Origin of the sequence: Streptomyces tendae (genome assembly GCF_008632955.1) — a bacterium.
Classification (GTDB): Bacteria; Actinomycetota; Actinomycetes; order Streptomycetales; family Streptomycetaceae; genus Streptomyces.
On the sequence record NZ_CP043959.1, the window covers coordinates 2,560,150 to 2,582,323 of the forward strand.

At 73.2% G+C, this 22,174-nt stretch carries 17 protein-coding genes; 11 read left to right on the forward strand and 6 right to left on the reverse strand.

Annotated features, from left to right (window positions below; translation table 11 throughout):
* Positions 1 to 11 precede the first annotated feature (11 nt).
* Positions 12 to 869, reverse strand: coding sequence for a PaaX family transcriptional regulator (locus F3L20_RS11985; RefSeq protein WP_150154236.1), 858 nt, complete (start codon positions 867 to 869; stop codon positions 12 to 14).
* A 1-nt stretch (position 870) separates the two neighbouring features.
* Positions 871 to 2,514: an AMP-binding protein gene (locus F3L20_RS11990; protein WP_150154238.1), complete on the reverse strand. Its 1,644-nt coding sequence runs from the start codon at positions 2,512 to 2,514 to the stop codon at positions 871 to 873.
* Positions 2,515 to 2,631: 117 nt separating this feature from the next.
* Between F3L20_RS11990 and F3L20_RS11995 the strand changes: the two genes are divergently transcribed.
* From F3L20_RS11995 to F3L20_RS12005, 3 genes are read left to right on the forward strand one after another with little or no spacing between them, the layout of a single operon-like run.
* Positions 2,632 to 3,759, forward strand: a complete 1,128-nt coding sequence (locus tag F3L20_RS11995; protein ID WP_150154240.1) for an acyl-CoA dehydrogenase family protein — start codon at positions 2,632 to 2,634, stop codon at positions 3,757 to 3,759.
* On the forward strand, positions 3,756 to 4,154 hold the full coding sequence (locus tag F3L20_RS12000) for a RidA family protein (protein WP_150154242.1): 399 nt from the start codon (positions 3,756 to 3,758) through the stop codon (positions 4,152 to 4,154). The genes F3L20_RS11995 and F3L20_RS12000 overlap by 4 nt, the downstream gene beginning before the upstream one ends.
* Positions 4,155 to 4,195: 41 nt before the next feature.
* A complete protein-coding gene (locus F3L20_RS12005; RefSeq protein ID WP_150154244.1) occupies positions 4,196 to 5,020 on the forward strand; it encodes an alpha/beta fold hydrolase in 825 nt (274 codons plus the stop codon).
* A 95-nt stretch (positions 5,021 to 5,115) separates the two neighbouring features.
* Here the strand turns inward: F3L20_RS12005 and F3L20_RS12010 are convergent, their stop codons facing one another.
* Positions 5,116 to 5,310, reverse strand: a complete 195-nt coding sequence (locus F3L20_RS12010; RefSeq protein WP_150154246.1) for a DUF5999 family protein — start codon at positions 5,308 to 5,310, stop codon at positions 5,116 to 5,118.
* A 248-nt stretch (positions 5,311 to 5,558) separates the two neighbouring features.
* On the opposite strand from F3L20_RS12010, the gene F3L20_RS12015 reads away from it, so the two are divergent.
* Together F3L20_RS12015 and F3L20_RS12020 are read left to right on the forward strand one after the other, a co-directional pair.
* On the forward strand, positions 5,559 to 5,999 hold the full coding sequence (locus F3L20_RS12015; RefSeq protein WP_150154248.1) for a DUF6299 family protein: 441 nt from the start codon (positions 5,559 to 5,561) through the stop codon (positions 5,997 to 5,999).
* A gap of 122 nt (positions 6,000 to 6,121) precedes the next feature.
* On the forward strand, positions 6,122 to 6,991 hold the full coding sequence (locus tag F3L20_RS12020) for a hypothetical protein (RefSeq protein WP_150154250.1): 870 nt from the start codon (positions 6,122 to 6,124) through the stop codon (positions 6,989 to 6,991).
* A 73-nt stretch (positions 6,992 to 7,064) separates the two neighbouring features.
* Here the strand turns inward: F3L20_RS12020 and F3L20_RS12025 are convergent, their stop codons facing one another.
* Positions 7,065 to 8,126 (reverse strand): PucR family transcriptional regulator, encoded by a 1,062-nt coding sequence (locus F3L20_RS12025; protein WP_150154252.1) that lies wholly within the window; start codon positions 8,124 to 8,126, stop codon positions 7,065 to 7,067.
* 577 nt (positions 8,127 to 8,703) lie between these two features.
* Between F3L20_RS12025 and F3L20_RS12030 the strand changes: the two genes are divergently transcribed.
* The 4 genes from F3L20_RS12030 to F3L20_RS12045 all read left to right on the forward strand — a co-directional run bounded on the left by F3L20_RS12030 (position 8,704) and on the right by F3L20_RS12045 (position 17,524).
* Complete coding sequence (locus tag F3L20_RS12030; RefSeq protein WP_150154254.1) at positions 8,704 to 10,749, forward strand: SPFH domain-containing protein; 2,046 nt, start codon at positions 8,704 to 8,706, stop codon at positions 10,747 to 10,749.
* 70 nt (positions 10,750 to 10,819) lie between these two features.
* Positions 10,820 to 15,766 (forward strand): DNA repair ATPase, encoded by a 4,947-nt coding sequence (locus F3L20_RS12035; protein ID WP_150154256.1) that lies wholly within the window; start codon positions 10,820 to 10,822, stop codon positions 15,764 to 15,766.
* Positions 15,767 to 16,019: 253 nt separating this feature from the next.
* Complete coding sequence (locus F3L20_RS12040) at positions 16,020 to 16,814, forward strand: SGNH/GDSL hydrolase family protein (RefSeq protein ID WP_150154258.1); 795 nt, start codon at positions 16,020 to 16,022, stop codon at positions 16,812 to 16,814.
* A 197-nt stretch (positions 16,815 to 17,011) separates the two neighbouring features.
* Positions 17,012 to 17,524, forward strand: a complete 513-nt coding sequence (locus tag F3L20_RS12045) for a hypothetical protein (RefSeq protein ID WP_145828668.1) — start codon at positions 17,012 to 17,014, stop codon at positions 17,522 to 17,524.
* A gap of 420 nt (positions 17,525 to 17,944) precedes the next feature.
* Here the strand turns inward: F3L20_RS12045 and F3L20_RS12050 are convergent, their stop codons facing one another.
* Complete coding sequence (locus F3L20_RS12050) at positions 17,945 to 18,850, reverse strand: LysR family transcriptional regulator (RefSeq protein WP_240810881.1); 906 nt, start codon at positions 18,848 to 18,850, stop codon at positions 17,945 to 17,947.
* A gap of 199 nt (positions 18,851 to 19,049) precedes the next feature.
* Between F3L20_RS12050 and F3L20_RS12055 the strand changes: the two genes are divergently transcribed.
* Positions 19,050 to 19,985: an SDR family NAD(P)-dependent oxidoreductase gene (locus F3L20_RS12055; protein ID WP_150154262.1), complete on the forward strand. Its 936-nt coding sequence runs from the start codon at positions 19,050 to 19,052 to the stop codon at positions 19,983 to 19,985.
* 111 nt (positions 19,986 to 20,096) lie between these two features.
* Here the strand turns inward: F3L20_RS12055 and F3L20_RS12060 are convergent, their stop codons facing one another.
* On the reverse strand, positions 20,097 to 21,386 hold the full coding sequence (locus tag F3L20_RS12060; protein ID WP_382686514.1) for an MFS transporter: 1,290 nt from the start codon (positions 21,384 to 21,386) through the stop codon (positions 20,097 to 20,099).
* An 82-nt stretch (positions 21,387 to 21,468) separates the two neighbouring features.
* Between F3L20_RS12060 and F3L20_RS12065 the strand changes: the two genes are divergently transcribed.
* A complete protein-coding gene (locus F3L20_RS12065) occupies positions 21,469 to 22,026 on the forward strand; it encodes a TetR/AcrR family transcriptional regulator (protein ID WP_145828672.1) in 558 nt (185 codons plus the stop codon).
* Positions 22,027 to 22,174 lie beyond the last annotated feature (148 nt).

Here is a 22,174-nt window from a genome sequence, read left to right on the forward strand (position 1 = left end):
CGGCGCGCGCCTCAGTCCGCGTCGAGGTCCGCCGCACGGTCCGACGCGGGGTCCGCCGCCGGGTTCGCGAACTCCGCGCCCGCGTCGCGCAGTCGTTCGTGCAGCGCCTGGAAGACGGACGCCGAGCGGGTGCCGGGCCAGTGCGCGGGGAGCAGCGCGGCGGGCAGGCCCGGGTCGGTGTAGGGCAGGTGACGCCAGGAGTCCAGGGCGAGGAGGTAGTCGCGGTAGGCCTCCTCCGGCGGGGTGTCCGCGCGCCGCTCCCAGGCCCGCAGCACGGGCGCGTGCCGCTCGAGGAACGCCTCGTGCCGCTCCGCGATCGCCTCCAGGTCCCACCAGCGGGCGACCGCCTCGGCGGTGGCCGCGAACCCGAGGTGCTCGCCCCGGAACAGGTCGACGTACCCGTCCAGGCGCAGGCGCTCCAGGGTGTGCCTGGTCTCCTCGTACAGCCGGGCCGGGGCGATCCACACCCCGGGAGCCGCCGTGCCGAAGCCGAGGCCGGACAGCCGGGAGCGCAGCAGGTGACGCTTCTGCCGCTGGGACTCCGGCACCGAGAACACCGCGAGCACCCAGCCCTCGTCGCCGGGCGACGCGGTGGCGTAGATCCGCCGGTCGCCGTCCTCCAGCAACTGGCGTGCCTCGCCGGACAGTTCGTAGCCCGCCGCGCCCTGTGCGGTACGGGCGGGCAGGAGCAGCCCGCGCCGCTTGAGCCGGGACACGGAGGAACGCACGGACGGGGCGTCCACCCCGACGGCGGCCAGCAGGCGGATCAGCTCCGCGACGGGCACCGGGCCCGGTACGAAGCGGCCGTAGGCGCCGTAGAGCGTGACGATGAGAGACCGTGGAGCATGCTGGTCGGACACGTTGATCATCTTAGGTCGTGCCCGCGGGCCCCGTTCCCCGGCATCGGTCCTGGTCGCCTCCGGTGCCGGCTTCCGTGCGCAGCCGGAACCGCTGGAGCTTGCCGGTCGCCGTGCGCGGCAACGCGTCCAGGAACACGATCTCCCGGGGGCACTTGTACGGCGCCAGCTCCGACTTCACGAAGGCCCGCAGCGCCTCCGCGTCCCGCTCCGCGCCCTCCTCGAGTACCGTGTACGCCACCACGACCTGACCGCGTGCCTCGTCGGGGCGGCCGACCACCGCCGCCTCCACCACGTCCGGATGACGCAGCAGGGCGTCCTCGACCTCCGGCCCGGAGATGTTGTACCCGGCCGAGATGATCATGTCGTCGGCGCGGGCCACGTACCGGAAGTAGCCGTCCGGGTCCCGGACATACGTGTCACCGGTGATGTTCCAGCCGTCCCGCACGTAGTCCCGCTGGCGCGGGTCGGCCAGGTAGCGGCAGCCGACGGGACCGCGCACCGCGAGCAGACCCGGCTCCCCGTCGGGCACCGGGGCGCCGTCCGCGTCCTGCACCCGCGCCTGCCAGCCCGGCACCGGGACGCCGGTGGTGCCGGGGCGGGCGTCCTCGTCCGCGGCGGAGACGAAGATGTGCAGCAGCTCGGTGGCGCCGATGCCGTTGATGATGCGCAGCCCGGTGCGTTCGTGCCACGCCCGCCAGGTCGCCGCCGGCAGGTTCTCGCCCGCGGAGACGCAGCGGCGCAGGCTCGTGAGGTCGTGGGCGTCCGCCTCGGCCAGCATCGCCCGGTAGGCCGTCGGCGCGGTGAACACCACCGACACCCGGTGTTCCGCGATCGCCGCCAACAGCTGCGGGGGATGCGCCTGTTCGAGCAGCAGGGTGCTCGCGCCGGCCCGCAGCGGGAACACCACCAGACCGCCGAGGCCGAAGGTGAAGCCGAGCGGGGGACTGCCGGCGAACACGTCGTCGGCGACCGGCTTGAGGACGTGCCGGGAGAAGGTGTCCGCGATCGCCAGCACGTCCCGGTGGAAGTGCGTGCAGCCCTTGGGCCTGCCGGTGGTGCCGGACGTGAAGGCGATCAGGGCGACGTCGTCGGCGGCCGTGGGCACCGCCTCGAACGGCCCGTCGGGTGCCGGGCGGCGCAGCAGGTCGTCACGGGAGTCCCCGCCGTACGTGGCGATGCGCAGACCCGGGACCTCGGCCTTCACCAGGTCGTCGACGCAGCGGATGTCGCACAGGGCGTGCCGGACCTCGGCGAGCGCGCAGACGGTGGCGAGTTCGTGCGGGCGCTGCTGGGCCAGCACGGTGACGGCGACCGCGCCCGCCTTCAGCACCGCCAGCCAGCAGGCGGCCAGCCAGGGCGTGGTCGGGCCGCGCAGCAGCACCCGGTTGCCCGGGACCACCCCGAGGTCGCGGGTGAGCAGGTGCGCCAGCCGGTCCACTCGGGCACGCAGCTCGCCGTACGTCCAGGCCGGGCCGTCCGGTGTGCGGAACACCGGGCGGTCGTCGGGCTGGCCGTGCAGCAGCTCGGCGGCGCAGTTCAGCCGCTCGGGATAGCGCAGCTCCGGCAGGTCGAAGAGGAGCTCGGGCCACTCGTCGGGTGGCGGGAGATGGTCGCGGGCGAAGGTGTCGACGTGCGCGGTGGCCCGTGGATTCATGTCGATCCGCCCCCTAGGCGTGGTGGGCTCGCATCGAGAGCGTATCGTGTTGGTGACGGCAGTCAACGGTCCGCGATAACCTCGGGAGTGGCCCAGCGGCGAGGGAAGGGACCGGCGATGACCGCATTCTCGCTCGAACCGGCACAACTCGCCCGGTGCGCGGAGCTGCGCGACCTGGGCGCCGAACGACTCCGTCCGCTCGCCGAGAAGGGTGAAGCGGGCCGCGTCAACCGCGCCCTCGTCGCCGAGTTGGGCGCCCTCGGCCTGCTCGCCCGGCTGTTCACCTCGGGCGCCCTGGAGCTGTGCCTGATGCGCGAGTCCCTCGCCCGTACCTGCACCGAGGCGGAGACCGCCCTCGCCCTCCAGGGACTCGGCGCCCACCCCGTGCACGCCCACGGCACCCCCGCACAGCGCGAGCACTGGCTCCCCCGGGTGGGTGACGGCACCGCGATCGCGGCCTTCGCCCTGTCCGAACCGGGCGCCGGCTCGGACGCGGCGGCACTGTCCCTGTCCGCGGAGCCCGACGGCACGGACCGCTGGCGGCTCACCGGCGAGAAGTGCTGGATCTCCAACGCCCCCGACGCCGACTTCTACACCGTCTTCGCGCGCACCACCCCCGGGGCGGGCGCGCGCGGGGTCACCGCGTTCCTGGTGCCCGCCGACCGGCCCGGCCTCACCGGCGGCCGGCTCGACATGATCTCCCCGCACGCCCTCGGGGCCCTGCGCTTCGACGGCGTGCCGGTCACCGCCGACGACGTCCTCGGCGAACCCGACGCCGGCTTCCGGGTGGCCATGGACACCCTCAACCTGTTCCGGCCCAGCGTCGGCGCCTTCGCCGTCGGGATGGCGCAGGCCGCCCTGGACGCCACCGTCGCCCACACCGCCCGACGGGACGCCTTCGGGGGACGGCTGAAGGACCTCCAGTCCGTGGCCCACCAGGTCGCCGAGATGTCGGTGCGCACCGAGGCGGCCCGCCTGATGGTCTACGCGGCGGCGACCGCGTACGACGAGGGCGCCGCCGACGTCCCCCGGCGCTCCGCGATGGCGAAGCTGCTGGCCACCGAGACCGCCCAGTACGTCGTCGACACGGCCGTCCAGCTGCACGGCGCCCGCGCCCTGCGCCGCGGCCACCTGCTCGAACACCTCTACCGCGAGGTCCGCGCCCCCCGCATCTACGAAGGGGCCAGCGAGGTCCAGCGCGGCATCATCGCCAAGGAGCTGTACAAGACCCTGGAGGACCGGTGACCGCCGAGCGCGTCAACCCGCCCGACCTGGCCCCGGCGGCCGGCTTCTCGCACGCCGTCGTCGCCACCGGCACCCGCCTGGTGTTCCTCGCCGGTCAGACCGCTCTCGACGGCGACGGGAAGATCGTCGGCGACACCCTGCCCGAGCAGTTCACCCGCGCCCTCGGCAACCTGCTCACCGCGCTGCGGGCGGCCGGCGGCACACCCGCCGACCTGGCCCGCGTCACCGTCTACGCCACCGATGTCGCCGCGTACCGCACCCATGCCCGTGAACTGGGCCGCGTCTGGCGCGACCTGGCGGGCCGTGACTACCCGGCGATGGCGGTCGTCCAGGTGGTCCGGCTGTGGGACGAGGAGGCGATGGTGGAACTCGACGGCTTCGCCCTGCTCCCGTGAGCCGCCGGGCGCGTCCGGCCCACGACTCCTAGCCTGGGGTGATGCCGGAGATCGAGCTGAGCGCGGGCACCGTCGAGTACGAGGACACGGGCGGCGAGGGACCCGTCGTCGTGCTGTTGCACGGACTCCTCCACGACGCCTCCGTCTGGCGGAACGTCGTCGCCGAACTGCGCACCGACCACCGGGTCCTCGCGCCGACCCTCCCGTACGGCGCGCACCGCAGGCCGATGACCCGGCCGCCCACCCCGGACCTGGTCAACGAGCTGATCGCGGAGTTCCTCGACCGGCTGGACCTCAAAGACGTCACCCTCGTCGAGAGCGACTGCGGACGCGCCCAGACGGTCGCCGCCCGGCACCCCGAGCGGCTGGCCCGGCTGGTGCTGATCTCCTGCGAGGCCTTCGACAACTACCCGCCCGGACTGCCCGGCCGGATGATCCAGCTCGCCTGCCGCGTGCCCGGTGGCGTCCCCCTCCTGGTCCGCACCCTGGGCTCGAAGCCCTTGCGCCGGCTGCCCGTCGGGTTCGGCGCGCTCACCAGGCGCGCGGTGCCGGACGAGATCGTCGACCGCTGGCTGCGGCCCCTGCGCACCGATCCGGCGATCCGCCGCGACTTCCGCCACTACAACACGCACGTGCGGCGCACCGAACTGCTCGAAGCGGCGCAGGGACTCCGGTACTTCGACCGGCCCGCGCTGGTCGTCTGGGCGGCCGAGGACCTGATGATGCCCCGCGAGCACGGCCGTCTGCTGGCCGAACTGCTGCCCCGGGGACGCCTGGTGGAGCTGAGGAACACCCGCACCCTGATCGCGGAGGACCGCCCGGGCCGGCTGGCGTCACTGTTGCGGTGGTTCGTCGCGGAGGGCTGACCGCGCCCCTTCGGGGGCGCGGGGAACTGCGCGAACCGCGGAGACTGCGCGGACGGTCACTCGAGCGCGGGGTGGCGTGCTGGGCGGGGCTCCGGTCAGGCCGCTACCGCGAGGCCCTCCGTCGGCAGCCGGTGCGGAGCGACGACCCGGCCGTCAGGCCGTAGTTCCCCCGTGTCGTCGAAGACGATCGCGCCGTCGCACAGCAGGGTCCACCCCTGCTCGGGGTGGGCGGCCACCACGTGCGGGGAGGGGGAGTCGGTCGGGTTGCAGGACGTCCGGTGGGCACACATGGCGCACCTCCACATCGGCGGAACGGTCCGAACACGTCGTACGAGCGTGTCGTACAGCACGACCATGCGGCGGCCGGGGCAGCCGCCGATACGCCCCGGCGGGAAGCGTGACAGTCCCCGGACACTCCCGGGACGGTTCCCCGACGGCCGAGGCGGCTCCGCCACCGAAGGGTGACGATGAGTGGCCGTGCCCCCGCGCGGCGGGTACTGCTGGAGGTCCCCCTTCCGCCCTCTTCCGGAGGTTCCCCATGCCAGTACGCCCCGTCCTCGGCGCGACGGCCGGTGCCGCCCTGCTGCTCCTCGGCACCGCCGTCGTGGCCCCCTCGGCATCCGCGTCCGCCGTCCCCGCGGAGTACGTGACGGTGGACCCGGAGGGCCGCGTCACCGCCGACGGCACCGTGGCCCTCTCCGGCACCTACCGCTGCACCGCCGGCACCGGCCCCGTCTTCGTCAGCTCCTCCGTCAGCCAGGGCACGCCCACGATCAACTACGGCATCGGCGGCACCGGCGCGGTGTGCGACGGGGAGGAGCACCGCTGGCAGAACAGCGGCACCGCCCCGCGGAACGCCCTGGCGGCCGGTCCCGCCCGGGTGGAGGCGACCGTCCTGGAACTGCGCGGCAGCGGCCTCCTGGTGATCCCCGTCCCGCACGCCGTGAGCCACGAGGACGTCACCCTCGTCGCGGGCTGACCGCCCCTCACCCGCCGGTGGGCCGCGCCCGCCCCCGCTGCCGAGCCCCGGAAGCGCCCCGGTGGACGTTCTGCCGGGCGCGGGCATGGACCGGGGGACCCCACGGCCGCCACCGTGTCCTCATGGTCCGACTCGCCCGCACGCTGGTCCTCGCGCCCGTCCCGCGCCCTTGGCTCGTCGACGCCCTCGGCGTCCTCATGGACCTCGCCGAGAGCAGCCGCACGGAGGCGGGGTACGTCCTGCTGCCCGACGGGCGGGAGGTGCCGGACCTGCGTCTGGCCGAAGGGCGCCACCTGCGCCCGGGCGCCGTCTACGAGAGCGTCACGGAGGACACCGACGAGACCGACGACAGCTCGGGCACCGGGTACGCCAAGGGGGACGCCGGGGCCGCCGCCGGTGAGAGGGTGCGCGTCACCGTCGAGGAGTGGCGCCGCACCCGGGCACTGCGTCTCGCCGTCGCGGCGTCCGCGCCCGACGGCGTCCTCTCGGCGCACGCCGTGCTGCGCAGCCCGGACCGCCCGGACCTGGTCGAACTGACGGGCCGCGCACGCATCGAGAACGTGTGGTCCGCGCTGTCCCGGCCGAGCGGCGAAGCCGTCCTGCGGTGCGAGGACTGGTGGGCGGCGGCGGACCGGGACCGCCCCACGCGCAAGGCTCCGCTGCGGGTCCGGCTGACGTGCGGCATCGCCCGCGCGGAGCTGACGGCCCTCCCGCGTCCCGCACGCGAAGGCGACGGCTGGGAGGTGAGGATGACGGCGCGTCTGCGCGGCCGGGGCCCGCTCCGCCCGGTCACCGCGCTCGCCCTGCGCCTGTTCCGCCGCCCCCTCGCCCGCGCCTGGGGCCGGGGCCTGGACGACTTCGCCGCGCAATGGAACAGCGAGGTGCCGCAGCTGACGGCCCTGGGCCCGGAGGACCTGCGCCGCGACATCCTGGCGGAGCCGGAGCCGGAGCCGGAGCCGGAGCCGGAGCCGGAGCCCGAGTCCGAGCGGTAGCCGTAGGCGGAGACCGAGGCGGCGTTCGAGGCGGGATTCAGGGCGTTGCCCCGGCCCCGCCCCGCGCGCCGGCTCAGGCCGCTGCGGCCGGCCAGTCCAGCAGGCGGGCCCCGATGACCGCCGTCTGCAGCATGTAGCGGTGCGCCGGGTCCCCGGGATCGGCGCCGGTGAGCCGGTGGATCCGCTCCAGCCGGTACGTCAGCGCCCGCACGCTCAGGGACAGCCGCCGCGCCGCCTCGGCGGCGACACAGCCGGAGTCGAAGTAGGCGGTGAGCGTGTCGAGGAGCGGCCCGGCCCCGCCGCGCGCCTCGGTCAGCGGACCCAGGGTGTTGTGCACCAGGTCGGCCATGGCCTGCCGGTCGCGGGCCAGCACGGGGTAGACGAGCAGGTCGGAGGCGCGCAGCACCGGGTCGTCCATGCCCAGCCGCTCGGCGATCTCCAGGGCGTTGAGCGCCTCCTCGTACGACTGGACGACCCCGCCGGGGCCGGACTGCGGGCGTCCGAGGGCGACCTGTCCGCCGTCGGTGGCGGCGTGCGCCTGCTTGGCGAAGTGGATGAGCACCTCGCCCTGATGGCCGGGCGCGATGCACAGCAGCCGCCCGTCCTTGGTGGTGAGCAGGATGCTGCGGTCGCCGAACCGGGAGATCAGCGCGCGCTCCACCTGCCGGGGCACCGGGTCGCCCTCCTCGTAGGCGACGGGCCCCCGGGCGACGGCGACCGCGTGCTCGTGGGACAGCCGCAGCCCGAACCGTTCGGCGCGCTCGGCCAGCCGGCCCAGGTCGCTGCGGCCGTAGAGCAGGTCGTCGATGAACTCCCGCCGCGCCGCCTCCTCCTGACGGACCGCCTGCCGCTGCGCCCGCTCGTACCCTTCGGCGAACGCGTCCACGACCTGCTGCACGGCCGCGAGGGCGTCGTCGGTCGCGTCCCTGCCGCGCGCAGGCCACGCGCCGCGCGCGCCGGCGAGATGGGCGATGACGAGGGAGCGCAGACCGAAGCCGGCCTCCGCGGCCTGTTCCCCGAGGGCGCGGCGGGAGGCGAGTTCGTCCCGGGTGAGGCGCCTGCCCGTGGCCGCGACCTCGGCCAGGATCTGGGCATAGCCCTCCAGATACTCCTCCGGAAGATCTCGTTCCGTCACGTCGTCCCCCCAACTCTTGACGCGTTCCTGATGCCGTTCTGATGCGTTCATGGCGGCTCACCGGCATGCAGACCCTAATGAACTTTGCCGGGATCCGGCAATGCGTGGTGCGCCGTAGACCGGGCAGCATGGCTCGCGGGGAGCACTGTGCAGGTTCCGGTGCCGGGCACCGGCAGGTGTCCGCGCAGGAACCGGAGGGGAGCGGTGCTACCCGATGACGTCGACGGATGTACGGAAGGGGGCGGGGATGCGCGGCTTCGTGAAGTGTGCCGACGGCCTGACCGCCCCCCGCCGCACGGGGCCGCTGCACCGCAGAGCCCCTGACGAACCCATGCCGTCCCGGTCCCCGCGCACCCGCGGTGCGGACCGGGACGGCGCGGCGCGCCCGACGCGCCCCACCGCGGACGCCGTGCGTCCGCATCCGGCGCAGAACCGCAGCGCCGGCTGAGCCGTCTCCCTCTCCACCGGACGCCACCGCCTCGCCCGATCGAGGCACCACACCCTTGAGGCACCTCGCCCGCGAGGCGCCGTACACACCCGACTTCTGCCCTTATGCCAGCCCAGAAGGACGTGTCCCATGGATGCCGCCACCGTGGGCATCGCCGTACTCGCCGGCGCCGCCCTGTTGCTCGTGCTCATCGGTCTGCTGCTCGTCACCAAACTGTTCCGCAAGGTGGAACAGGGCAAGGCGCTGATCGTCTCCAAGACCCGCAAGGTCGATGTGACCTTCACCGGCTCGGTCGTGCTGCCGGTGCTGCACAAGGCCGAGGTGATGGACATCTCGGTGAAGACCATCGAGATCACCCGGGCAGGCAAGGAAGGCCTGATCTGCCGGGACAACATCCGGGCGGACATCCGCATCACGTTCTTCGTCAAGGTCAGCAAGACCGTCGAGGACGTCATCAAGGTCGCCCAGGCCGTCGGCACCGCCCGCGCCAGTGACCGCAACACCCTGCAGGAACTCTTCCACGCCAAGTTCTCCGAGGCGCTGAAGACCGTCGGCAAGCAGATGGACTTCACCGATCTCTACACCAAGCGCGAGGAACTGCGGTACCGCATCATCGAGGTCATCGGCGTCGATCTGAACGGCTACCACCTCGAGGACGCGGCGATCGACTACCTCGAGCAGACGCCGCTGACCCAGCTCGACCCGGGCAACGTCCTCGACGCGCAGGGCATCCGCAAGATCACTGAGCTGACCGCGGTGGAGCACGTCCGCACCAACGAGGCCCAGCGCAACGAGGAGAAGGAGATCACCCGGCAGGACGTCGACGCGCGCGAGGCGATCCTGGAGCTGCAGCGCCGGCAGGCGGACGCCGAGATCAAGCAGAAGCGGGAGATCGAGACCGTGCGCGCCCGCGAGGAGGCGGAGACCGCGCGGGTGGTCGAGGAGGAGCGGCTGAGGGCGCAGAGCGCCTTCCTGCGCACCGAGGAACAGCTCGGCGTGCAGCGGGAGAACCAGGCCCGCGAGGTCGCCGTCGCCGCGAAGAACCGCGAACGGGTCATCGCCGTGGAGAGCGAGCGGATCGAGAAGGACCGGCTGCTGGAGGTCATCGCGCGCGAGCGGGAGACCTCGCTGACCAGGATCGCCGCCGACAAGGAGGTCGAGGCGGAGAAGCGGGAGATCGCCGAGGTCGTCCGCGAGCGGGTGGCGGTGGACCGTACGGTCGCCGAGCAGGAGGAGTCCATCAAGAAGCTCCGGGCCGTCGAGGAGGCGGAGCGCCGGCGCCAGGCCGTGATCATCGCGGCGGAGGCCGAGGCGCAGGAGAAGCTGGTCAAGGACATCAAGGCCGCCGAGGCCGCCGAGCAGGCCGCCACCCACCGTGCCGCCGAGGAACTCACCCTCGCCGAGGCCCGGTTGAAGACCGCCGACCTCGACGCGCAGGCCAAGCTGCGGCTCGCGGAGGGCGTCCAGGCCGAGTCCGCCGCCGAGGGGCTGGCCGCCGTCCAGGTGCGGGACAAGGAGGCGGAGGTCATCGAGAAGGCGGGCCGCGCCGAGGCCGAGGCCACCGAGGCCCGGCTGCGCGCGGAGGCCGAGGGCGCGCGGGCCAAGGCGCTCGCCGAGGCGGAGGCCGTCGGCAGCAAGCTGCGGGCGGAGGCGGCCGGCCTCACCGAGAAGGCGGCGGCGATGGCCGCGCTCGACGAGGCGTCCCGCGGTCACGAGGAGTACCGGCTGCGCCTCGAGGCCGAGAAGGACGTCCGGCTCGCCGGCCTCGACGTGCAGCGGCAGGTCGCGGAGGCCCAGGCCACCGTCCTCGCCACCGGCCTGGAGAACGCGGACATCAACATCGTCGGCGGGGACTCGGTGTTCTTCGACCGCCTGATGTCCTCCATCGCGCTCGGCAAGAGCGTGGACGGCTTCGTCAAGAACTCCGAGACCGCGCAGGCCCTCGCCGGGCCCTGGCTGGACGGCTCCGCGAGCTTCCCCGACGACCTGAGCCGGATCCTCGGCTCCGTCTCCACGGCCGACGTGCAGAACCTCACCGTCTCCGCCCTGCTGATGAAGCTGATGAAGCAGGGCGGCGAGAACACCGGGCAGGTCAAGCAACTGCTCGACAAAGCAGGTGAGTTGGGTCTGGCGGACACTCCGCTTGCCGTGCTGAACGGCCACACCAGGGCCTGACCACCGTCCGTCCGGGAGCCGCCGCACAGGGGACGGCGGCTCCCGGACGGGACCCTCCCGAGAGGCAGCCATGACCACCGGCACCCACGAGCCCACCCACGACAGCGCCCGCCCCGGCCCGGCCGGTGCCGCCAAGGAGACGTCCGCGGCGGTCGACGGCGGCGCCTACCAGGTGCTGCGCGACCGCCTCACCGACCGCGCCTCCGAACTCGCGCGCCGCGCAGAGGCGTTGAACCGGCGCCGGGTCGAGGAGTTCGGCGCGCCCGCCCTGCGCCTCACCGGCACCGAGCGGCTGCACACCGAACGGACCGCCGTGCCCCGCGACATCGTCGCCGTCGGTGACGTGCTGCTCTTCGGCTACGAGACCCGGCCCCGCCCGGAGCGGGACACCGCGGTCGGCGACGTCCTCGTACCGCACGGCCGGGACCTGAACCGGCTGCCCGACGACGCCGTGCCCGGACTCCTCGACGACTCCGCGTTCGTACGGGAGTTCGCCGCCCTGCACCGCTACTACCGGCAGGCCCGGCTGCTGCGGCTGCGCCGCGTCGACGGCAAGTTGCTCGCCGTCTTCCAGACCGGCGAGAAGGCCGGTGACATGCGCGTCCTGCGCTGGTCGGTGTCCGAGGACGGCCGCGCGGAGTTCCTCGACGCCCGAGGCGACCGCGACCACGCGCGCGTCCCGCCCGCCGACATCACGTGGACGCCCGCCACCCGCGAGGACCACGTCCTCGGCCGCCACCCGCACGTCTCCGTGCGGGGCGAGGTGTTCGTCGACACCCTCGGCGGCACCCTCACGGTCAAGGCGGAGAACGACACCGGCACGCCCGACGGCATCCACAGCGAGCCCGTCGACGAGCCCTTGCAGTCCCTCGCCGACGCCGACGTCGCGCACGCCCGCGTCGGCCCGCTGATCCTGCTGCGGATCCTCCCGTACAAGGAGACCGTCCACCGCCATCTGGTCTTCAACACCCTCACCCGCACCGTCGTCCGCCTCGACGGCATCGGGCAGGGCTGCCGCCGGCTGCCCGAGGACCAGGGCATCGTCTTCCCCGGCGGCTACTGCCTCGCCGCCGGCAGCCACAAGACGTACGAACTCGACACCGGCGGCATGGAGTTCGAGCGCGAGGTGCGCTCCCCGTACGGCGAGGACGTGCTGTACGCCTTCCACGCGCCCGGACGCGGACGCGCGCTGCTGCTCTCCTACAACCAGATCCGCGAAGCCGTCGCCACCCCCATGGCCTGCCACGGCTGGGCCCTCTTCGACGACGGACACCTCGCCCTGCTGCGCCCCGAGGGCGACGAACCCGCCCGGGTGCACCCCGTGCAACGGTGGGACTCGCCCTACCTCTCCGACACCCACGCGGCCGCACAGCCGGCCGGTGAAGGGCCGCTGGCGCGGGTGGGCAACGCCGACCTCGTCCGCGGCATCTCCGACTGCATGTCCCTGGCCCGCTCCGCTGCCGAGACCACCCCCACCGCCGAGATCTACGCGACCCTCGCCGCCGCCTGCGTACGCGCCCTGGACACCCACCACTGGCTCGGCGACCCCGAGGTCGGCGACCTGCGCACCCCGCTGGAGGAGGTGCGCGCCACCGCCGAGCAGGTGCTCGCCGAGTTGGAGACCGTCACCGACCTCACCCGCCGGGCCACCCGGGCGCTCGACGAGGCGGCCGACCGGATCGCGTCCGTGGTGCGCCGGCTGCGCGGCGAACAGCCCCGCGAGGCCGCCGCCTGGGTGCGCGGACTCACCGAACTCCGCCAGGCCCAGGGCCACCTGCTCACCCTGAAGGAGTTGCGGTACGCGGACCACGAGCGCATCGACGCGCTGGCCGCCGAGGCCGGGGACGACCTCGCCTCCTTCGGGCAGCGCGCCGTCGCCTTCCTGGCCCGCGCGGACTCCTTCGCCACCCACCACTCCGACCTGGAGCGGCTGCACGCCGACATCGAGGCGGTCACCACCACCGCCCAGGCCGCCCCGCTCACCGCCCGGCTCGACGAACTCGCCGACGGACTGCGCACGGTGACCGAGGTGGTCGCCGGGCTCGACATCGCCGACACCACCGTCCGCACCGACGTCCTGGAGCGCGTCGCCGACGCCATGGGCGGCGTCAACCGCGCCCGCGCCACCCTCGACACCCGGCGCCGGGGCCTCCTCGACCGGGAGGCGCGCGCCGGGTTCACCGCCGAGCTGACCCTGCTCGGCCAGACCGTCACCGGCGCCCTCGCCGCGGCCGACGACCCGGACGCCTGCGACGACCAGCTCGCCCGGGTCCTCGCCCAGCTCGAGGAACTGGAGTCCCGGTTCGCCGGGTTCGACGACGTCCTCGGCGAACTCGCCGACAGGCGGACCGAGATCCACGACGCGTTCTCCGCCCGCAAGCAGAGCCTCACCGACGCCCGCGCCCGCCGCGCCGGACAGCTCGCCTCCGCCGCCGAGCGGGTGCTGGAGACCATCGCCCGCCGCAGCGCCGCGCTCGCCGACACCGACGCGGTGAGCACCTACTTCGCCTCCGACCCGCTGGTCGCCAAGGTCCGCCGCAGCGCCGACGACCTGCGCGCCCTCGGCGACCGGGTGCGCGCCGAGGAACTCGACGGCAAGCTGCGGTCCGCACGCGAGGAGGCGGCGCGCGCCCTGCGCGACCGCACCGACCTGTACGCCGACGGCGGCCGCACCATCCGCCTCGGCACCCACCGTTTCGCCGTCTCCACCCAGCCCTTCGAGCTCACCGTCGTCCCGCACGACGACGGCCTCGCCCTCGCCCTCACCGGCACCGACTACCGGGCTCCTGTCACCGACCCGGCCCTGCTCGCCGACCGCCCGCTGTGGGACCGGCACCTGCCGTCCGAGTCGCCGCGGGTCGCCCGCGCCGAACACCTCGCCGCCCGGCTGCTGCAGGAACACGGCCCGGACGCGCTCGCCGCCGCCGACGACCTCACCGCCCTGGTCCGCGGGGTCGCCGAGGAGGCGTACGACGAGGGCTACCAGCGGGGCGTGCACGACCACGACGCCACCGCGCTCCTCACCGCCCTGCTGCCCCTGTTCGGCGGCGCCGGCACCCTGCGCCACACCTCCGCCGCCCGCGCCCACGCCCTGCTGTTCTGGGCGTACGGCACGACGGAGCGGGAGCGCGCCGACTGGACGACCCGCTCCCGTTCGCTGGCCCGGGTCCGGGACGCCTTCGGCGCGCCTCCCGCGCTGGACGCGCTGCGCGGAGAACTCGCCGGCGCGGTGGGGGAGTGGGCACCGGACACGCCCGTCCGTCCGGAGGCGTGCGCCGCGTACCTCTTCGACGAACTGACCACCGGACCCGAGGGGTTCGTGATCAGCGCGCGGGCGCGCACCCTGCTCGACAAGTTCCGCCGCACGGTCGCCGGCGAGGCGTACGACGAGGACCTCACCGCCCTCGCCGACCTCACCGCGCGCCGCCAACTGGTCGAGGCGTGGCTCACCGCGTACAGCGAGGCCACCGGCGACCGGGTGGACGCCGGCGACCTCGCGGAGGCCGTGGCCGCGGAGCTGTGCCCGGACCTGCCCCGCCACGAGTCGGACGCGTCCCTCACCGTCACCGTCGAGGGCCTGGTCTCCACGCACCCGCGGATCACCGACCGCCGCCTCACCCTGCGCCTGGACGAGTTCCTCGCCCGCACCGACACGTTCCGGGCGCGCGAGGTGCCCGCCTTCCGCGCCTTCCAGCGGCGCCGCGCCGCCCTCGTCACCACCGAACGCGCGCGGCTGCGCCTGGACGACCACCGGCCGCGCGTGACCGCGTCGTTCGTCCGCAACCGCCTGGTCGACGAGGTGTACCTGCCGCTGATCGGCGACAGCCTCGCCAAGCAGCTCGGCACCACGGGCGAGTCCGCCCGCACCGGCACCGGCGGACTGCTGCTGCTCCTCTCCCCACCCGGCTACGGCAAGACGACGCTCATGGAGTACGTGGCGCACCGCCTCGGCCTGGTCCTGGTGCGGATCAGCGGCCCCGCGCTCGGCCACGGCGTCACCTCGCTCGACCCGGCCGAGGCACCGAACGCCACGGCCCGCCAGGAGATCGAGAAGATCAACTTCGCGCTGGCGGCGGGCAGCAACACCCTGCTGTACCTCGACGACATCCAGCACACCTCGCCCGAACTGCTGCAGAAGTTCATCCCGCTGTGCGACGCCACCCGCCGGGTGGAGGGTGTGTGGCAGGGCGAACCGCGCACCTACGACCTGCGCGGCAAGCGGTTCGCGGTGTGCATGGCCGGCAACCCCTACACCGAGTCCGGAGAGGTCTTCCGGGTCCCCGACATGCTGGCCAACCGGGCCGACGTGTGGAACCTGGGCGACGTGCTCACCGGCAAGGAGGACGTCTTCGCGCTCAGCTTCGTCGAGAACGCCCTCACCGCGAACCCGGTCCTCGCCCCGCTCGCCGGACGTGACCGCGCCGACCTGGACCTGCTGATCCGGCTCACCGCGGACGACCCGACGGCCCGCCCGGACCGCCTGCTCCACCCGTACGCGCCCACCGAACTCGACCGCGTTCTGGCGGTGTTGCGCCATCTGCTCACCGCCCGCCGCACCGTCCTCGCGGTGAACGCGGCCTACATCGCCTCCGCGGCCCGCTCCGACGACGCCCGCACCGAGCCGCCGTTCCTGCTCCAGGGCTCCTACCGCAACATGAACAAGATCGCCCAGCGGATCCAGCCCGTGATGAACGACGCCGAACTGTCCGCCGTCGTCGAGGACCACTACACGGCCGAGGCCCAGACCCTCACCACGGGCGCTGAGGCGAACCTGCTGAAGCTCGCCGAACTGCGCGGCACGCTCACACCTCGACGGGCGGCGCGCTGGGCGGAGGTGAAGGCGGGCCACGTCCGCACCCTCACCCTGGGCGGCCCGGACGACGACGCCCTCGGCCGCGCGGTGTCGGCCCTCGCCCTCCTGGGCGACCGCATCGCGGCGGTGGAGTCGGCGATCACCCGCGCCACCGACCCCCGCCGCCTCCTGGCGGACCCGCCCCGGCAGGGGGACGACGGCTGAAGGGGGGCGGGCCGAGGACGCCGAGCCGGGCCGCGCCGAGGCGTGAGCCGGCATCGGTTTCACGCCATCAAGTTGACGTGAACATGGCCTGCGGGACGTTTATCTACGCGCGGAGCTGGTTCGGCGAAATCAGTATTCGGGTCATTACGGAAGACTTTTCGACCGGTAGTTACCGGGCGGTATTCCGGCCTGCTACAACACCTGTTGCTCCCTCAACTACCGTCGCGAGATTCGTCGTGAAGGGCGGATACACGTGTCAACGCGTTCACTGGGAACAACTCTCGCCACCCTCGTCCTGGGTGTGGCGACCGTACTCGGCCTCGCCCAGCCCGCCGCTGCCGCCGGCCACAACTACGTGGCGCTCGGCGACTCCTACTCCTCCGGCGTGGGCGCCGGCAGCTACACCTCCGAGAGCGGCGACTGCAAGCGCAGCACCGCCGCCTATCCCCAGCTCTGGAAGAACGCCAACGCCCCGGCCTCGTTCAAGTTCGTCGCCTGCTCCGGCGCGACGACGACGAGTGTGGCCTCCACCCAGCTCGGCGCGCTGTCCTCCGCCACGACGCTCGTGAGCGTCACCGCGGGCGGCAACGACGTCGGTTTCGCGGACGTCATGCAGACCTGCGTGCTGCAGAGCGAGGCGACCTGCGTCTCCCGGGTCAACACCGCGGTCTCGCAGATGCAGAACACCCTCCCGGGCAAGCTCGACTCGCTGTACTCCGGCATCCGCTCCCGCTCCCCGCAGGCACGCGTGGTCGTCCTCGGCTACCCGCGCTTCTACAAGCTGTCGGGCAGCTGCATCGCGGGCCTGACCGAGACCGAGCGCTCCGCGATCAACAACGCCGGTGACGTACTGAACGGCGTGATCGCCAAGCGGGCCGCCAACGCCGGGTTCGCCTACTCCAGCGTGGTGGACGAGTTCAGCGGACACGAGCTCTGCTCGGGCGACGCCTGGCTGCACAGCGTGACCATCCCGATCGGCAACTCCTACCACCCGAAGGCCGTCGGACAGTCGGGCGGCTACCTGCCCGCCTTCCGCTCGGCGGTCTGAACCGCTTCCCCGGGACCGCCTCGCCGACCCCAGGAAGCGGCCGGCGAGGCGGTCCCGGCCGGGTGAACGAGGCCGACCGCGGCCGGGGTTCCGTTTTGTCCTCTGGCAGACGCGCGTAGACCCCGGGCATCATCGGTCTGCTCCGCCTGCACAGCCGTCCCCTCGCACCATGGCCCCCAGCAGGAAGGTCCCCCCACATGGCCATCAAGGCCCTGAAGCTCCGCTCCGTCCTGACCGCCCTCGCCCTCGTCGTCGCCCCGGGCGCCGCCGTCATGGGCACCGCCGGCGAGGCGTTCGCCGTCACCAAGATCAGCCACGCCACCGCGACGTCCATGTTCCGCGAGGTCGGCATCACCTGGTCGTCGTCCGGAGGCTGCTCCGACCGCAACGTCTCCACCTGCACGTCCTTCGACCAGCTCAACCTGGCCACGGCCCAGGGCGCCCAGACCCTCAAGCGGGCCACCGGCTGCGCCCTGAACATCACCGGCGGCACCGAGACCGGGCACGCCTCCGGCACGTACTCGCACTGGAACGGCTACAAGCTCGACTTCGGCAAGACCACCTGCGTCTCGAACTACGTCAAGAACACGTTCACCTACATCGGCGTGCGCGGCGACGGAGCCCCGCAGTGGCGCTCCGGCTCGGGCAACGTCTACGCCGACGAGGGCAACCACTGGGACGTCACGTACTACAACTGCGGCGGCTGCTGACCTCGCGTCAGACACCCGTACCCGGGGCTCCTCCGGTGGGGACCCTCCCGCCCGAGCCGTCTCCGCCGGGCTCACGCGAGCGGCGAGCGCTCGGCGGAGTCCGTACGGTGTCCCCCCGAGGGCGCGCCGCCACGCCGCTGCCGGACGGCAGTGTGCGGCGGCGTGCCCTTCGGCTCCGCCCGTACCGGCTCGCCGTGGCGGCCGGGGCGCCGCAGGCGCACTTGTGCTCCGTGGACGCCATCATGGGCACGCTCGGGCATCGCCGCGGCACGCACCCAGGCACGGTGTGCGGCACCGGCCACGAGGGATCGACGGCCCTCAACCTGGCATACAGGCCCCCTCGGACGGTGAGGGAGCGCCGCCGAAGCAACGCGGGGGCCTTGCCCGACCGTACCTGCGGTACGGGGGCGAGGCCCGGTGTCAGCCGTATGCGGTCAAGTCGGTGGTCGCGGCCAGGTCGGTCACGATGTCGACGAACCGGCGCAGGGCCGGAGAGGTGTTGCCCGGCAGCCACGCCATCTCGGTGTGCGCGTACGCGTCCTTCAGCGGGACGAACACCACGCCGCTGCCACGAAGAGTGAGCGAGGAGCGGACCAGCCGGGTGACTCCGAGTCCGGCGGCGACCAGGCCGAGGAGGTCCTGCGCGCTGTCCGCTTCCTGGACGACGTTCGGCGTGAAGCCCGCCTCACGGAACTGTGCGTCGTAGGCGTCGTGCCAAGGTGGCCATGAATCGCGCGGGGTCATCACCCACGGTTCGTCCGCCAGCTGCGCCAGCTCCACTTCCGTTCGCCCGGCGAGTGGGTGGCCCGTCGGCAGGACGGCGCACACGGGCTCGGTCGTCAGGACCCTGGACTCCAGACCTGGAACGAGCGGGGGCCGGGTGAAAGCGACGTCCTGGTGGCCCTCGCGGAGACCCTTCACCAACGGCGCGATGGCCGAGGACTCCGTCGTCAGGCGGAGGTCCGGCAGTTCGCGGTGCACGGCCCGCACGACAGGCGGCAGAAGCTGGTTGGTGACGGTCGTCAGGAACATGAGCCGGAGGCTCCCCACCTCCCCCCGCAGCGCGCGGGACACCACGGCGACCGCCTCGTCCGCCCTGTTCACGACGGCACGCGCCTCCTCGACGAACAGGGCGCCGACGTCCGTCAGCTCCGTTCCTCTGCCGCCACGGTCGAAGAGCCTGGCACCGAGCATGCGCTCCAAGGCACTGATCTGCTGGGACAGCGACTGCTGCGCGATCATGAGACGCCGGGCGGCCCGCGTGAAGCTCCGTTCCTCCGCCAGAACGAGGAAGTAGCGCAATTGCCGCAGCTCAGGAGTGGTCACAGGATCAGACTGTAACTCCGGCAGGCAGTCTCTGTTGGACCCGGCGCGGCCCGTCGCGCACCGTGGTGACAGGCACCGAAGCGGCGGCCGGCCTGAACCGGACGGCGGGTCGTCGGCCCTTGGGGTGAGAGCCATGAGGATCCGGGTCCGAGTCCGGACGCATCTCCCCCGGACACTGTGTACGACCAGAAGAAGGATCATGAACACATCTCGCGTCACCACCCCTTTCACCGCCGACTCCACAGCGGCAGAGGTCGCCGCAGGCGTTCGGCTCACGGGACGACACGCCATCGTGACGGGGGCCTCCTCGGGTATCGGAGTGGAGACCGCCCGGGCTCTGGCCTCCGCGGGCGCCGAGGTGACCTTGGCGGTCCGCGACATCGAAGCGGGCGAGAAGACGGCCGAGGACATCCGCGCCACCACCAAGGGCGGACCGGTCCGGGTCGCTCCGCTCGACCTCTCCGATCAGGACTCGATCGCCGCGTTCGTCACCACCTGGAACGACCCGCTGGACATCCTGGTCAACAACGCCGGTGTCGCGGCGGTCCCGGAGGCGCGGACCCAGGAGGGATGGGAACTGCATTTCGCCACGAATCATCTCGGCCACTTCGCCCTCGCGACCGGTCTGCACAGTGCCCTGGCCGCCGCGGGCCGGGCCCGGGTCGTGTCGCTGAGCTCCAACGCCCACCTGCAGGCACCGATGGTCTTCGACGACATCGGCTTCCTGAGGCGGCCGTACGACCGCATGCTCGCCTACGGGGAGTCGAAGACCGCGACCGCGCTGTTCGCGGTCGAGGCCCACAGGCGCTGGTCCGGTGACGGCATCACCGTCAACGCCGCGAACCCGGGTTCGGTCATCACCAACCTCGGGCGTCACCTGACCGAGGAAGACATGGCCCACCTGCCGGCCTACGACTACACGACACCCGAACAGGGCGCGGCCACGTCCGTTCTGCTCGCCACGTGGCCGACGCTCGACGGTGTCGGGGGCCGCTACTTCGAGTACTGCAACGAAGCCTTGCCGTTCACCCCGGACAAGCCCACGCAGGGCGTCGCCGCGCACGCACTCGACCCGGAGGCGGCCGCCCGCCTGTGGCAGGTCTCGCTCGACATGCTTGCCGCAGCGGGGCGGTGAGGACTTTCTCCAAGGTTCCGGCGGCAGCCGCATCCGCGGCCGGTTGCGGCGTCGGAGGGCGCGGAACGTCGGCGCGGGTGGAGCCGTCGCCGACGCGCGCCGCTCACGGGATCATCCCCCGGCGTGCTGCCCGGGCCGCTCCACGGCGAGTTCGGCAGGGACGGCGGCATCGGCTTCGCGGTGTCGGGATGTGCGGGTACCGGCCGCAGGGGCCACGAGGACGGCCGCGGCGACGAACACCAGGACCACGACCATCGCCGGGCGCAGTCCGTAGTGATCGCCCAGGAAGCCGAGGGTGGGCGGCCCCACCAGGAACGCGAGGTAACCGATCGTCGCCACGAGGCCGACCCGGGCCGTCTCGTCGGGCCCCGAGTCGCCGGCCGCCGACAGGGCCACCGGAAAGCCCAGGGACGCGCCCAGTCCCCAGAACAGGACGGCGGCCGCGGCCACGACGGCGTTGTCGGAGAAGATGACCAGGCACAGACCCACGGCTCCGGAGACCGCGCTGGCCCGTACCACGGTCGCCCGGCTGTAACGCCTGAGGAAGAACGCGCCGCCGAAGCGTCCCAGGGTCATCGCGGCGGCGAACCCCACGAAGACGAGCGAGCCGACGGCGGCGTCGAGACCGTGGCCGTCGACCATCAGCAGCGGCAGCCAGTCGTTGGCGGCGCCCTCGGCGAGAGCCATGGCCAGGACGATGGCCCCGATCATCAGCAGCCGCCGGTCCTTCCACACCCGCGGGCCCGCGGGCCGTGCGGAGTCCGAAGCGGGCACCGCGGCACGGACCCCGGTCCCGGCGGGGACGCCGCCGATGGCGTACCCGAAGAGCGCGGCCGTCACCGCGGCCACCGCCAGGAGGTGCCAGTGGGCGGGGAACGCCGCAGCGGTGGCCGCCATGCCGGCCAGCCCGCCGATGACGGTGCCCAGGCTGAAGCATCCGTGCAGCGTGGGCAGAACCGCCGTGCCGGTGATCCGCTCCACGTCGGCACCGTCCACGTTGATCGCCACCTCGCCCGCCCCGACCCCGAGGCCGAACAGGCACAGCCCGGCGGCGACCAGGAGCGCGGAGGCGAGGGCGCTGCCCGCGCCCACGACGACCACACTCGCGGTGACGAACAGGGTGCCGAGCGCCGTCACGGGTCTGGTCCCGAACCGGGACACGAAACGGCCGGAACACAGGATGCCGGCCATCGAGCCGACGGACAGCCCGAACAGCACCAGCCCCATCTGCCCCGTGGACACACCCAGACGGTCCCGCACGTCCGGGGTGCGCGTGATCCATGAGGACATGGCGATGCCGTTGAGGAAGAAGAAGAGGTACAGCGCCCGGCGGCGCCTGCGTACGGCATGGTCGGTCAAGGAGGCGCTCCGCCGGTGTTGGAGAGTATGAGGGGCCGGCAGGCGACGATCCCGCTGCCCCCACCGAGTATGAACAAATGTACACATCGGTTCGGCGGCCGAGAAGACAAGGCGGACAACGGCGATGACAGGCAGCACGCGTGGCCCCAACGACCCTCGGCGCCGCGAACGCATCCTCGACGCCGCGCTCGACGTCGTCGCGGAGCACGGCGCCATCAAGGTGACCTTCCGTAAGATCGCGGAGGCGGCCGGTGTGCCTCTCGGGTCACTCACCTACTACTTCGACGACATGCAGCACCTGCTGACCGCCGCTTTCACCCGGCTCGCGGAGACCGTCTCCACACGCTACGGCGCCCTTCTGGAGGCCGCGCGGACCCGCCAGGAGGCCGAGGAGGCGGTCGTCGAGATCATCTGCGGCAAGGTCTGGGGGACCGACCGCAACCTCCTGCTCAGCTACGAGCTCTACGCCTTCGCCACCCGCCATCCCGAGGTGCGCGCCGTCATGCGCTCCTGGATGGAGACCAGCCGGGACTCGCTGGCCAGGCACTTCGACCCGCTCACCGCACGGGCCCTGGACGCGCTGGTCGAGGGATTCTCCATCCACAACTCCGTCGACCTGCGGCCCACCGACCGCGAGGAGGTCGCCGCCGTCGTCCGTGCCGTTGTCGACAGGCACCGCTGAACAGGACCGACCGGGCTCCCGTCAGGTACCGGCGGCGGACACGTGCCGGCTCGGCGGCCGGGCGGTGCGAGGCCGTGTGGTTGGCCGGCCACGTCATGGCAGGCGCGACCGGGGCGAGCAGGCGGCCGGGGAGCGGGGCGCGCACCCG